Here is a 13577-nt window from a genome sequence, read left to right on the forward strand (position 1 = left end):
CGCCCCGCTGCCGGCGGCCGCCACGCGCGATGCACTGGCGCGGCTAGCCGCCCTGGGCCGCACGGCCCCCTCGGCCACGGACGTGAACACCGCGCCCGTGCAGGGCGTGCAGGGCAGCCGGCTGCGCGTGTCGCACGGGCCGGCGTTCAACGACTACCTGGGTGCCTCCATCGCCTTCTCCCCGGTGCCGACACGGGGAGCAAGCCCTGCGGCAGGGCCCGATGCGGGCGGTTTCTACCTGCTGCTGGTGGAATCCATCCCTGCCGGCACCGAGGGATCCCCCGTGGCCCGCAACCTGGTGCGCAACGTCTACCAGCGCTCGCTGGACAACCCGCACACCCTGTCCAGGGGCGAACGCTCGGGCTGGCGTGACTCGCGGCCCATCTACATCCCCGAAGGCGCCAAGACCGACCGCCTGCGCCTGGTCGGCTGGGTGCAGGACAAGGATGGCCGCATCATCGACGCGGCGCAGTCGCGCTGCGTGCCTTAGAAGCTTTGCCCTATTGAAGGGATAACAGTAGGGATATACCGGCGCCCGCTGGCGCGGGTAGAATCAATCACCGGGCCCAAGTTTCTTGCAGCCCGGTTTTTTTGTGCCTGCGCACAGCAGGGTTCGCGGCGGCCAGCACGGCCGCAGCCACGGAACCGGTCTCCAAGCCAAGCGCCCACCGCCGTGGAAATTGTTTTGCGGCGTCCTTTTATGGAGCTTGGAAATCTCATGGAAATCTTCGACTACGACAATGTCCTCTTGCTGCCGCGCAAGTGCCGGGTGGAAAGCCGCTCGGAATGCGATGCCGGCGTGGAGCTGGGCGGGCGCACCTTCCGCCTGCCGGTCGTACCGGCCAACATGAAGACGGTGGTGGACGAGAGCATCTGCACCTGGATGGCGCAGAACGGCTATTTCTACGTCATGCACCGCTTCGACCTCGACAACGTGCAGTTCGTGCGCGACATGCACGCCAAGGGCTGCTATGCCTCGATCTCGCTGGGCGTGAAGCAGCCCGACTACGACACGGTGGACCAGCTGGCCGCCGCAGGCATCACGCCCGAGTACGTGACCATCGACATCGCGCACGGCCATGCCGACAGCGTGAAGAACATGATCGGCTACCTCAAGTCCAAGCTGCCCGCGGCCTTCGTGATCGCCGGCAACGTGGCCACGCCCGAGGCGGTGATCGACCTCGAAAACTGGGGCGCCGACGCCACCAAGGTGGGCGTCGGCCCGGGCAAGGTCTGCATCACCAAGCTCAAGACGGGCTTCGGCACGGGTGGCTGGCAGCTGTCGGCGCTCAAGTGGTGCGCGCGCGTGGCCACCAAGCCCATCATTGCCGACGGCGGCATCCGCAGCCATGGCGACATCGCCAAGAGCATCCGCTTCGGCGCCAGCATGGTGATGATCGGCTCGCTGTTCGCCGGCCATGAGGAATCGCCCGGCAACACCGTGGAGGTCGATGGTGCGCTGTTCAAGGAGTACTACGGCTCGGCCAGCGACTTCAACAAGGGCGAGTACAAGCACGTCGAGGGCAAGCGCATCCTCGAGCCCATCAAGGGCAAGCTGGCGGGCACCCTGGTCGAGATGGAGCAGGACGTGCAAAGCTCCATCAGCTACGCTGGCGGCAAGAAGCTCATGGACATCCGCAAGGTGAACTACGTGATCCTGGGCGGCGACAACGCGGGCGAACACCTGCTGATGTAATCGCGCCCGGTCTTCGCAGGGCCTGGGACAGCCTCAGGCCCGCAGGAGAATCAAGGCCATGTGGTGCACATCGTGCCCGGGCCTGGCCAACGCATCGACGATGCTGAAGTGGTTCAGGCCTTCCTGCACCTGGCAGCGCGGCACGGCGTGCGAGCCCCAGGCGTCCTGCACCAGCCGCGCCTGGCGGATGAACTCCGGGCTTTCATCGCCGCCCACGGCACAGTACAGCATGCCCTGGCCGGGCGCCTGCAGGCGTGCCGGGCTGTACTGCAGCACCTGCTGCTCCGTGAGCTTGAGCGTCTCCTGCAGGAACGGGGTGTGCATCAGCGGATCGAGGTCGTGCAGGCCCGAGACCGACAGCGCGCTGCGCACCGCACCATCGGGCAGGTTGCCGATCAGGGGCCAGACGCTGGTGAGCAGCATGGCCGCCAGTTGCCCACCCGCCGAATGCCCCGCCACCGTGATGCGCTGAGGATCGCCGCCATAGCGCCCAATGTTCTGCCAGATCCAGGCGATGGCCTTTTCCATCTGCCGCATGATCTGGGGAATGCCGACCGGCGCCTCCGGGGTACCGGGGCACAGCGCGTAGTTGACCACCACCACGCAGACGCCTTCGCGGTTGAATGCCGGCGCAATGAAGGAGTGGTCCGACTTGTCGAGCGCGCGCCAGTAGCCGCCGTGGATGAAGACCAGCACCGGGGCCCCCTTGCCGGACCCGGGCGGCAGCTGGGTGGTCGGGAAGACATCCAGGGTCTCGCGCGTGCCCTTGCCATAGGCCAGGTCGGGCACGCAGGGGTGGTCGGCACGCACCTGGGCCGACTCCTGGGCCCAGCGGGCGAAGTAGTTCACGTGCTCGGGCACCAGCGCCCGGTTGTTGTACATCAGCTCCAGCCAGGCGGGGTCGTGCGGGGTTTTGGTGTCCAGGGCCATGGGTAGGTTCTCCTCGTCCTCTGGCGCCACATCATCCCGGCAAGTGGCGCCGACTGCAAGCCCGATGACAGGCTGGCAGCGCGAAAACCGCCGATGATGGCGGCAGAGACAACCGCACCAGGAGACAGAGCCCATGCACAACACCCCTCCCCTGCGCACCACCGTCCTGGGCATCGGCATGATGGGAGCGCCCATGGCACGCCGGCTGCGCGCTGCCGGCCACGAGGTCCACGCCTGGAACCGCACGCGCGAGGCGGCCGAACCGCTTGCCGCCTCGGGCATCACCGTCCACTCCGACGTGCGCGATGCCGTGGCCGGCGCGGACGTGGTGATCAGCCTGCTCGCCAACGGCCCCGTGGTGGGCCAGGTGCTGTTCGAGCGCGGAGCAGCGCAGGCCCTGCGCCGGGATGCGCTGTTCATCGACATGGCCTCCATCCAGCCACGCGAGGCACGCGACCATGCGGCGCGCCTGGGCGAGATGGGCATCGCCCACCTCGACGCCCCGGTCTCCGGCGGCACCGTGGGCGCCGAGAACGGTACCCTGGCCATCATGGCCGGGGGCCGGCCCGAGGACTATGCGCGCGCCCAGCCCATTTTTGCGGCGTTTGGCCGGGCCACCCATGTGGGGCCGCACGGCGCGGGCCAGCTCGCCAAGCTGGCCAACCAGATGATCGTGGGCATCACCATCGGCGCCGTGGCCGAAGCGCTGTTGTTCGCCGCCAAGGGCGGGGCCGACATGGCCAAGGTGCGCGAGGCCATCAGCGGCGGCTTTGCCGACAGCCGCATCCTGCAACTGCATGGCCAGCGCATGGTGGAGCGCAACTTCGCCCCCCAGGGCCGCATGACGGTGCAGCTCAAGGACATGCGCAACGCCCTGGCCACGGCCGGCGAGATCGGCTTCGACGCGCCTATCACGGCACTCTTCGAGGCCTTGTATGCCGAGGGCGTGGAGCATGGCCTGGGCGAGCTGGACCACAGCGGCCTGTTCGTGGAACTGGCCAGCCGCAACGCGATGCAATGAAACTTTTTTTGCCGCGACTTGCCAACACCGAAAAAACTAGTGCATAATTCGAGGCTCTGCAGCAACGCAGACAGATCATTAAAAGATTTGGGTTCTTAGCTCAGTTGGTAGAGCAGCGGACTCTTAATCCGTAGGTCGAGTGTTCGAGTCACTCAGGACCCACCAAATCTAAGCCGCAAGGCACATGAAGCCGATACTACTGAACGTGGTATCGGCTTTTTTGTTGGCGCTGCGGTCCTGTGCAGTGGATGCCGCCAGCGCCCCACGCACACCCGGGGCCTGCCCCTCCTCTTTTGCATGCCACCGGCCATCCACCCGCGCACCCAGGTGCACGTGTGCAACCTGCACACGTTGCGCGTGCCCGCGCCGCCATTCCGAGCCCTCTTTGGTTCCCGACAAAAGCCAGCGTGAATTTCGCGCGACAGGATTTTTCCGCGGAAATTGCATCCAGCAGGCATCTTCCAGCGTATCCCTGCGCAAGGCCCTCAATGCCGCCGCGTTTAATTGCAAACTAGTGTCTTTCGGTATTCCATAGCCAAAATGTATCGATACACTTTGTCATACAAATGACATCGTCGGCAGGCACGTCGCGGGCGTCTTCATCACCATCACGCCAGAACCCTTCAAAGCACTGTGAATTCTCGACACACCACCCGAACAGTTCCCCTGCTGGCTGCGCTGATGGCCCTGGGCCTGGTCTCTGCGCCCCTTCCCACGGCCAACGCCCAGACGGCGCCTGCCAAGGAATCGACCGCCAAGGAGCGGGCCAAGGCACGCGCGGCCCGCGCCGCAGCGGCGTCGGCTGCCGCGCCCGACAGCGCTGCGCCGGCCACCGCCGCCCCTGCAGCCGCAGCGCCCGCCCTGCCCCTGCGCCAGTGGAAGACCAGCCTCAAGGACCTGGGCCTGGCGCGCCCCATCGCCCTGCGCGGCGTGGAGAGCGAAGCCAGCGTCGGCGTGGGTGTGCGGCGTGACGAAGTGGTGGAGGCCGCGCGGCTGCGCCTGACCTTCACGCTGTCGCCGGCGCTGATCCCGACCCTGTCGCACCTCAAGCTCATTCTCAACGACGAGACGCTGCAGACCATCGTGCTCGACAAGGAGCGCCTGGGCACGCCGCAGACGGTCGAGCTCAACATCGACCCGCGCTACTTCACCGACTACAACCGCTTTCGTTTCCAGTTCATCGGCCACTACACGATGGAGTGCGAGGCGCCCAACCATTCGAGCCTGTGGGCCACCATCAGCAACGAGAGCCAGCTGGACCTGTCGCTGCGCCAGATCCCGCTGCGCGATGACCTGGCGCTGCTGCCCGCACCGTTCTTCGACCCGCGCGACAACCGGCCGGTGAACCTGCCCTTCGTGTACGGCAGCAAGCCCAGCACGGGCACGCTCAAGGCCTCGGGCTCGATCGCCAGCTGGATCGGCATGCTCGCCGGCTACCGCGGCAACCAGTTCCCGGCGTTCGAGAACCAGCTGCCGCGCCAGCACGCCGTGGTGCTGGCCACCAACGACAACCGCCCCGCCTTCCTGCAGGCGATGGCACCGGTCACCGAGCCTACGCTCTCGGTCGTACCCCACCCCGACGTTCCGGGCGCCAAGCTGCTGCTGGTGCTGGGCAAGGACGATGCGCAGGTGCAGATGGCTGCCGATGCGCTGGCCCTGGGCAAGGCCGTGCTGTCGGGCCAGACCATCGCCGTCAAGTCGCTCGACTACCCCGAACTGGCCAAGCCCTACGATGCCCCGCGCTGGATCACCACCAAGCGCCCGGTGCGCCTGGCCGAACTGGTGCAGAGCGCGGCCGACCTGCAGCTGCGCGGCTCGGTACTCAACGACACGGTGAACGTCTACACGCGCATGGCGCCCGACCTGTTCACCTGGAACGCCAAGGGCGTGCCGCTGGACCTGACCTACCGCTACACGCCCAACAGCGTGTCGGACCACGGCGCGCTGAACATCTCGATCAACAACCAGTTCATCCAGTCCTACCCGCTGCAGTCGCGCGAAGACCGCACCAGTGGCAAGAGCACGGTGATGCTGCCGCTGTTCGACGACGGCAATGCGCAAACGCGCTCGGACCTGAAGATCCCGGCCTTCATGATCGGCGGCGACAACCAGCTGCAGTTCGCCTTCCAGATCCCGCCCAACGACCTGGGCCGCTGCCGCTCGGCGCCGCCCACGGAGCTGTATGCGGCCATCGACCCGCAGTCGACCATCGACCTCACGGCCTTCCGCCACTACCTGGCCATGCCCAACCTGGCGGCCTATGCCAACAGCGGCTTCCCCTTCACGCGGGTGCCCGACCTGGCGCAGACCTCGATCATCCTGCCCAACCAGCCGACCACCTCGGACGTGGAAGTCTTCCTCACGGCCGTGGGCCGCATGAGCGCCTCCACCGGCTACCCCGGCACGCGCTTCAAGCTGCTGCGGGCGTCCGAAGCCGACAAGGCCGCCGACACCGACATCCTCGTGATCTCCCAGGCCGACAGCGACGGCCTGCTGCAGAAGTGGCAGAGCCACCTGCCGGGCCTGCTGGCTGCCGGGGCACGCTCGGTACAGCCGCTGGAGCGCGCCATGGGCTCCTTCATCGACCTGTTCAACCTCGAATCCAACCAGCGCCTGTCGGCCTCGGGTGGCCAGGCTATCCTGCAGGGCAATGGCCCGCTGGCCGCCGTCACGGGCTTCGAATCCCCGCTCTCGGCCGGGCGCAGCGTGGTGGCCCTCACGGCCACCGACAAGGAGGCCATGGCCCTCTTGAGCCTGGGCCTCAACGATGCGGGCAAGATCAAGAGCCTGCGCGGCGACCTGGGCCTGATGCGCGGCGATGCCATCGAGAGCTTCCGCATCAAGCCCGTGTACTACGTGGGCGACCTGCCCTGGTGGCAGCGCCTGTGGTTCCACATGCACAGCCACCCGCTGCTGCTGGCCCTGGTGGGCATCGGCACCGGCCTGCTGCTGACCTTCATCGTCTATGCCGCGCTGCGCAGCATGGCCCGGCGCCGACTGGCGGCACGCAATGACTGATTCCCTTCGACGCCGCACTGCGCTGCAGGCCACGGCCGGTGCAGCCCTGCTGTCCTGCCTGCCGGCCGCAAGGGCCCAGCAGGCCGCCGGCCGCGCCACCTGGCCCGCCTGGGACGCGTTCAAGGCCCAGTTCATCAACGAAGGCGGCCGCGTGGTCTCCGATGACGATGGGGGCGGCCAGACCTATTCCGAGGGCCAGGGCTATGCGCTGTTTTTCGCGCTGGTGGCCAACGACCGCCCCATGTTCGACAAGCTGCTGCGCTGGACCGAGAACAACCTGTGCGCCGGCGACATGACGGCGCGCCTGCCCGCCTGGCTCTGGGGCAAGCGCCCCGATGGCACCTGGGGCGTGATCGACGCCAACGCCGCCTCCGACGCTGACCTGTGGATTGCCTACGCGCTGGGCGAAGCCGGCCGCCTGTGGAACGAGCGCAGCTACCGCGCCCTGTCGTCCCTGCTGGCAGCGCGCGTGCTGCGCGAAGAGACCGCCGACATCCCGGGCCTGGGCCCCACGCTGCTGCCCGCGCCCAAGGGCTTCGTGCAGGCCAATGGCCGCTGGCGCCTGAACCCGAGCTACATGCCCATGCACCTGATGCACTGGCTGGCCGCCGGCGACCTGGACCCGCAGTGGAAGCCGCTGGTGGACAGCTCGCTCAAGGTCATCCGCGGTTCGTCGCCCAAGGGCTTCACGCCCGACTGGACGGTGTACGACGCCAAGCAGGGTTTCCTCCTCGATACCGAGGGCAAGGAAAAGGGCCAGGGCACCTACAACGCCATCCGCGTCTACCTGTGGGCCGGCATGATGCACGCCGACGCGCCGGGCCGCAGGGCGCTGCTCGACACCCTGGCGCCCATGGCCCGCTACGTGCGCGAGCAGGGCTATCCGCCCGAATCCATCGACATCCTGACCGGGCAGGCCTCGGGCCCGGCGCCCTCGGGCTTTTCGGCCGCGATGCTGCCCTTCCTGCGCGCCGCGGGCGACGACAAGGCCCTGCAATCGCAGCGCATGCGCCTGGAGGCGCGTCCGCTGCGGCCCACGGCCTACTACGAGCAGGTGCTGGCCCTCTTCGGCCAAGGCGCGTTCGACGGGCAATACCGTTTCACGGCGGCGGGCCAGCTCATCGCGCGGTGGAAGCCGTGACCCCCATGCCCCGCCGGCCCCGCCAGTGGCTGCCCTCGCTCACCCTGCTGGCCGCCGCCTGCCTTCCCGCCAGCCACGGTGTGCTGGCCAGCGCGCCGCCCGCGATCGAAGCCGAGCTGCTCAGCGGTGCCCGCCTGTGGGCGGCCAAGAACCGCCCCGACATGGCGCGCCAACTGGTGGACAAGCTGCTGGCCATGGACCCCTACTCCCCCCAGGGCCTGGGCACCCTCGGTGACCTGGCCCTGCGCGAGAAGAAGACCGACGAGGCCAAGCGCATCCTGGAGACGCTGCGCACCCGCCACCCCCAGCACAAGGTGACCCAGGAACTCGAGACCCTGGTGCGCGTGTACGGCCCCGACCGCGAAAAGCTCTCGCAGATGCGCCTGATGGCGCGCGCCGGCCGCAAGGCCGAGGCCGCCGACCTGGCGCGCGAGCTGTTCCCACAGGGCCCGCCCGAGCTCGGCGGCCTGGCCCTCGAATACCACCAGATCCTGGGCTCGGGCGCCAAGGGCGGCGGCGATTCCGCGCGCCAGCTGGGCAAGCTCTACCAGGACACGGGCGAGTCGCGCTACCGCCTGGCGCAGCTCGAGATGCGCATGTACGGTGGCGAGAACCCCAGCGCCGTGGTGCATGAGATCGAGGCCCTGGCCAAGCAGCCGGACGTGAATGCCCAGCAGCTGCAGGACCTGTGGCGCCGCGCCGTGGACCGGCTGCCCAACACCGCCGGCAACATGCCGCGCGTGCGCGCCTTCCTGCAGCGCTACCCCGCCGACCAGGCCATGGTGGACCGCCTGGCCGCGATGCAGCAGGCAGTGGAACGCGCGGAGCGCGCCGCCCGCGACCCGGCCAACATCGCGCGCAATGCCGCGCGCCTGGCCCTTGACCAGGGCAACACCGAGCGCGCCGAAGAGCAGCTGCAGACCGTGCTCGCGCTGCGCCCCGGCGATGGCGAGAGCCTGGGCAACCTGGGCATGATCCGCCTGCGCCAGGGCCAGCATGGAGAGGCCCAGGACCTGTTCGGCCAGGCCTTCGCGCTCACCCGCCAGGGCAAGTGGAAGGACCTGCAGGCCACGGCCCGGTTCTGGGGCTACCTGCGCCAGGCCGACGTGGCGCTGGAAAAGAACGAACTGGCCACGGCCGCCGACCTGGCGGGCCGGGCCCTGGCCATGCAGCCGAACAATGCCGAGGCGCTGACCACCCTGGCCAGCATCCGCGACCTGCAGGGCGAGCGCACCCAGGCCGAGGCTCTCTACCAGAGCGCGATCAAGGCCGAGGCCAACAGCAGCTCGGCCTTGAAGGGCCTGGCCGGGCTGTACGCGCGCACGGGCCGCTCGGGCGAAGCCCTGGTGCTGCTCGAGAAGGCCTCCGCCAGCGACACGGCGCTGGGTGAAAAACTGCTGGGCACGCAGGCCGACATCCTCGGCGCCCAGGCCGACGAGCACCTGCAGGCCCAGCGCCTGAGCGCCGCCATGCGCACGCTGGAGTCGGCCGTGCTGCTCACGCCCGACGACGCCTGGCTGCGCCACCGCCTGGCACGGCTGTACCTGCGCCTGAACCTGCCGCGCGAGGCCCTGAGCGTGATGGACGACGGCATCGCCCGGACCACGGTGGTGGGCGCCGACCGCAGTGCCATGCACTATGCACGCGCCCTGGTGCGCTCGGCGGTGGACAACGACCAGGGCGCCCTTGCCGACCTGGCGCAGATCCCCCCGGCCGAGCAGACCGATTCCATGCGGGCCCTGGCGCAGCGCTCCACGGTCAAGTCGCTGGTGGCCCAGGGCGGCGCCAGCCGCAGCCCCGCAGAGGCCCAGGCCCTGCTCGACAAGGCCGAGCAGGCGGCGGGCAACGATGCCGAGCTGCTGTATTCCGTCGCCAACACCTGGTTCCGCCGTGCGCAGCCGGCCCGCGGCGTGGCCGTGTTCGACCGACTGGCCGCGCGCAGCGCTGCGCTGCCGATGGACGTGCAGCTCGACCACGCCCTGCTGCTCAACCGCGCGCAGGACGACGTGGGCCTGGCCGCCCGCCTGCCGGCCCTGCTGCAGTCGCCCGGCTGGAGCGCCGAGCAGGAGGCGCGGCTCATCGCCCTGTACACCGCGCACCGCGAGCGGCTCATCGAACAGCAGCGCCAGGCCGGCCGCCTCGGCGAGGCCCTGCGCCTGGCGCGCCAGCCCCTGCAACTGCCCGACACGCCCGCCACCGCCCAGCAGCGCACGCAGACGCAGGCGCGCCTGCTCATGGCCGCCGGCGAGTACGCCGATGCCGCCCAGTTGCTGGCCCCGCTGGCCAAGGCCCAGCCCGACAGCGTGGAGATCCGCATGAACCTGGCGGATGCGCTGTCACGCCTGGGCGATGCACGCGGCGCCACCGGGCACGCCCAGTGGCTGCAGGACCACCTGCCGGCCACCGACGCCGCCCAGCAGCTGGCGCTGCTGCGCATCTGGCAGCGCGCCGGCCGCATGGACGAGGCGCGTGCGCTGTCCGCACGGCTGCTGCAGGACTTTCCGCAGGACAGCGACGTGCTGCTGCACGCCGCGCGCCTGGAGCGCGCCAACCGCAACTATGCCCAGGCCCTGGCGTTCTTCCGCAGCGCGCTCACGCTGGAGACACGCGGCGCCGCCGCCCCGGCGGCAGAGGCGACCCCGGGCGAGCCCACCGAAGCCGAGGCACCGCTGAAGCTGCAGCAGAGCTACGCGCTCTCGCTGCCCGTGGACACGGCCGTGGTGGCCAAGATCCAGGGCGAGATCGATGCCATCGAAGCCCGCCGCCAGGTGTGGATCGAGGCGGCCCACACGGGCCTGCGCAAGAACTCCACCGATGGCATCTCCAGCCTGCGCGGCTGGGAGCGGCCCGTGGTGGCTTGGATGCCGCGCGGCTACGACGGCCACTACTTCCTGCACGTGGACCGGGTCAAGCTCGACGCCGGCGAGCTGCCGGCCGACGGTTCGGACTTCACGGACTTCGGCCAGATCGCGGCGCTGCCGCCCAATTCGCCCCTGGCCTACCGGCGCCAGCGCGGCACGGGCACCAACCTGGGCTTCGGTTTCGTGGGCGATGACTTCCAATGGGACATCGGCACCACGGGCGTGGGTTTTCCCGTGACCAACCTGGTGGGGGGCCTCGCCAGGACCGGTGAGCTGGGCCGCTACCGCTACAAGCTCGAAGGGTTCCGCCGTCCGATCACGGGCAGCCTGCTCTCCTATGCCGGCGCGCGCGATCCCATCACCGGCCAGGTCTGGGGCGGTGTGGTGGCCACAGGCGCCTCCGGGCGGCTGTCGACCGACTTCGGCCCCTACAGCAGCTCGGTGAGCCTGAACCTGGCGGCCCTCACGGGCAAGAGCGTGGAGACCAACACCCGTGCCCAGCTGCGCGTGGCCGTGGACCGCGACGTCTGGAAGGGCGACACCAGCGTAGTCAACCTGGGCGTGACCTTCTCGGCCTGGCACTACGGCAAGGACCTGTCGGAGTACAGCTTCGGCCATGGCGGCTACTACAGCCCGCGCAGCTATGCGTCCGTCGCGCTGCCCCTGGAGTGGAGTGGCCGCAAGGGTGCGCTCACCTGGCTGGCTCGGGGTGCCATCTCGGTCTCGCGCAGCAGCAGCGGCGACACCGACTACTTCCCGCAGAACGCGCTGCTGCAATCGCTGGCGCGCGCGCGCCTGGCCGAAAGCGGCAGCGTGCCGGTGTACACGGGCAGCTCGGGCTCGGGCTTCGGCCGTTCGTTCCGGGGCGCACTGGAGTACCAGGTCACCAGGAACCTCTCCCTGGGCGCCCAGCTGGAGCTGGACCGCTCGGCCTACTACGCACCCACCAACCTCATGGTCTACGGCCGCTACCACTTCGACCCGGTGCTCGTGCCGCTGGAGAACCGCCCGCGCCCGGTGCAGCCCTATTCGAGTTTCTGACATGTCCTCCGCTTCCTCTTCCCCGCGCAAGAGCGCGCCACCCGCAGGGCTGGTGCGCTCCGCGCTGCGCTGGCTGCGCCCTGCATCCCGCAAGGATGCAGCCGCCGGCGCCACGCCGACGCGCATCGGCATCGAAGGCCTGCCCGATGGCGTGGGCCTGGTGCCGCCCCATGTGCCGGTGTCGCTGGTGGCGGCCGACGACAGCAGCGCCGCGCTGTGGTTTCCGGCCCTGATCGAGGATGCCGTCGTGGCCGGCCCGGTGGCCCTGGTCGCCTCGAGCGCGGCGTGGACCGACGGGCTGCTGCAACGCCCCGCACTGCAGGCGGCCTACCGCGCCGGGCGCCTGCAGCTGTGGCTGCTCGCGCCCGGCCTGCAGGCCGAGGTGCGGCGCCATGGCCTTGCCCCCCTGGTCGAAGAACTCGAGCGCACCGGCCTGCAGCCCGGGCACGCGCTGTACGTCTGCGACGCCCAGGGCCTGCTCAGCGGCCTGAGCGTGACCGAGCTTGCGCGGGTGAGCCGCCAGCTCAGCGCCCTGTGCCGCGAGCGCCTGCGCCCGGTGGTGCTGGGCTTCTTCCCGCCGCTGGAGCCCGAGGTGCTGCTGCCCGCGCTGCGCAACCTGTGCCAGATGTCCATGCACATCGCCACGCTGCGCGCCGAGGCCGACCGCTGGAGCCTGGGCCTGGAGCGCTGGAACACGGATGCCGGCGCCCTGTTCCAGACCGCCTTCGGCCTGCTGCACGATGGCGCAAGGGACCGCCTGGCCGCCGACGGCACGCGCACCCGGGGTGCCGTGCGCGAACTGGTCGAGGCGGTGGACCAGTCGGAGGTGATCGCCACGCGCGCCTCGGTCGATGGCCAGCGCGGCGTTCCGGGCCACTGGCGCATCGTGGACAGCCTGGCCGACCTGGAGGTCGCCGCCGCCGCGAGCGTGGCCGCCACGGTGCTGATCGACGCGGGCCAGGCATCGGACTTCGAGGCGCGTGCGCGCCTGGTGCACCAGTTGCGCCTGTCGCGCCCCCTCACGCTCAAGATCGTGGTGCGCGAGAACCTGGGCAAGCTGCGCACACACAGCGAGCAGGCCCTGCTGCAGCTGGGCGCCAGCGCCGTGGTCTACAAGGAGGTGGGCTTCTCCCGGCTGCTGCAGCTGCTGCAGGACATCAACGCCCAGAGCCACACCCGCAAGGTGCACCCCGACTATGAACAGGCGCTAGACAGCTTCATGCCTGCGCGCGAGCGCGGCTACCAGCCACCGGCACAGTTCTGTACCCTGGTGCGCGGCATGCTGGACCGCACCCACGGCATCGGCCTGTCGCACAGCCTGGTGCGGCTGAACGTGCTGGCGCAGATCCCGCACCTCGATGCGCTGCGCGCCTGCCACACCGCGCGCGACGGCGACCTGCTCACGGCCGACCATGAAAGCGTCTACGTCTTCCTGTTCGCCTGCCGCGAGCCCGACGTCGAGCTGGCACTGCACCGCCTGTTCACGCTGCCGCTGACCCAGCTGTTCTCCAGCGAGGCCACGGACAGCTCGGACACCGGCATCCGCGCCATGCTGGCCCCTTTGCACGAATCGGTGCGCAAGGGCCTGCCCGACTACAGCGCCACCCTCGCGGGCAGCCCCCGGCCCGCCACTGCACCGGCCCCGGCGCAGACGGCACCGGCGGTCACGCCGGCGCTGCCGGCCGCCCCCGGCCTGGCGCCCGAGGCTGCCGGCACCGAATCCCGCCCGCTGCTGCCCCTGGCCGACGGCCCCGGCGTGCAGCACCGGCCCATTGCGCGGCGTGCCGTGCCGCGCCCCTCACCGAGGTCGATGGCATGAAGATCCTGATCGAGTTGCTGCTCTACACCGTGCTGGGCGCGCTGCTGGCC

At 69.8% G+C, this 13577-nt stretch carries 8 protein-coding genes and 1 tRNA gene; 8 read left to right on the forward strand and 1 reads right to left on the reverse strand.

The features are described 5' to 3' along the window. Both PMI14_RS04440 and PMI14_RS04445 read left to right on the forward strand, forming a co-directional pair. The coding region (locus PMI14_RS04440; protein WP_007850240.1) for a hypothetical protein at positions 1 to 490 on the forward strand (490 nt) is incomplete at its 5' end. A 228-nt stretch (positions 491 to 718) separates the two neighbouring features. Continuing rightward, positions 719 to 1696, forward strand: coding sequence for a GMP reductase (locus PMI14_RS04445; RefSeq protein ID WP_007850242.1), 978 nt, complete (start codon positions 719 to 721; stop codon positions 1694 to 1696). Between the two features lie 33 nt (positions 1697 to 1729). Here the strand turns inward: PMI14_RS04445 and PMI14_RS04450 are convergent, their stop codons facing one another. Further along, positions 1730 to 2626, reverse strand: coding sequence for an alpha/beta hydrolase (locus PMI14_RS04450; protein ID WP_007850244.1), 897 nt, complete (start codon positions 2624 to 2626; stop codon positions 1730 to 1732). A 133-nt stretch (positions 2627 to 2759) separates the two neighbouring features. Between PMI14_RS04450 and PMI14_RS04455 the strand changes: the two genes are divergently transcribed. The 6 genes from PMI14_RS04455 (at position 2760) to bcsE (ending at position 13527) form a co-directional block, all read left to right on the forward strand. Further along, complete coding sequence (locus PMI14_RS04455; protein ID WP_007850247.1) at positions 2760 to 3647, forward strand: NAD(P)-dependent oxidoreductase; 888 nt, start codon at positions 2760 to 2762, stop codon at positions 3645 to 3647. A gap of 89 nt (positions 3648 to 3736) precedes the next feature. Continuing rightward, positions 3737 to 3812, forward strand: a tRNA-Lys gene (locus tag PMI14_RS04460). A gap of 468 nt (positions 3813 to 4280) precedes the next feature. Next, positions 4281 to 6665 carry a cellulose biosynthesis cyclic di-GMP-binding regulatory protein BcsB gene (bcsB, locus tag PMI14_RS04465; protein ID WP_238541801.1) on the forward strand — a complete coding sequence of 795 codons (2385 nt, stop codon included), beginning with the start codon at positions 4281 to 4283 and terminating at the stop codon, positions 6663 to 6665. Further along, positions 6658 to 7806, forward strand: a complete 1149-nt coding sequence (gene bcsZ, locus PMI14_RS04470; RefSeq protein ID WP_007850252.1) for a cellulose synthase complex periplasmic endoglucanase BcsZ — start codon at positions 6658 to 6660, stop codon at positions 7804 to 7806. The genes bcsB and bcsZ overlap by 8 nt, the downstream gene beginning before the upstream one ends. Before the next feature lie 5 nt (positions 7807 to 7811). Beyond that, the gene (locus tag PMI14_RS04475) at positions 7812 to 11708 is read left to right on the forward strand and encodes a cellulose synthase subunit BcsC-related outer membrane protein (RefSeq protein WP_007850255.1); all 3897 of its coding nucleotides are present in this window, start codon (positions 7812 to 7814) and stop codon (positions 11706 to 11708) included. Between the two features lies 1 nt (position 11709). Further along, positions 11710 to 13527, forward strand: a complete 1818-nt coding sequence (gene bcsE / locus PMI14_RS33340; protein ID WP_007850257.1) for a cellulose biosynthesis protein BcsE — start codon at positions 11710 to 11712, stop codon at positions 13525 to 13527. The last annotated feature ends 50 nt before the right edge of the window (positions 13528 to 13577 follow it).

This window comes from Acidovorax sp. CF316 (assembly GCF_000276605.1).
Taxonomy (GTDB): Bacteria; Pseudomonadota; Gammaproteobacteria; order Burkholderiales; family Burkholderiaceae_C; genus Acidovorax.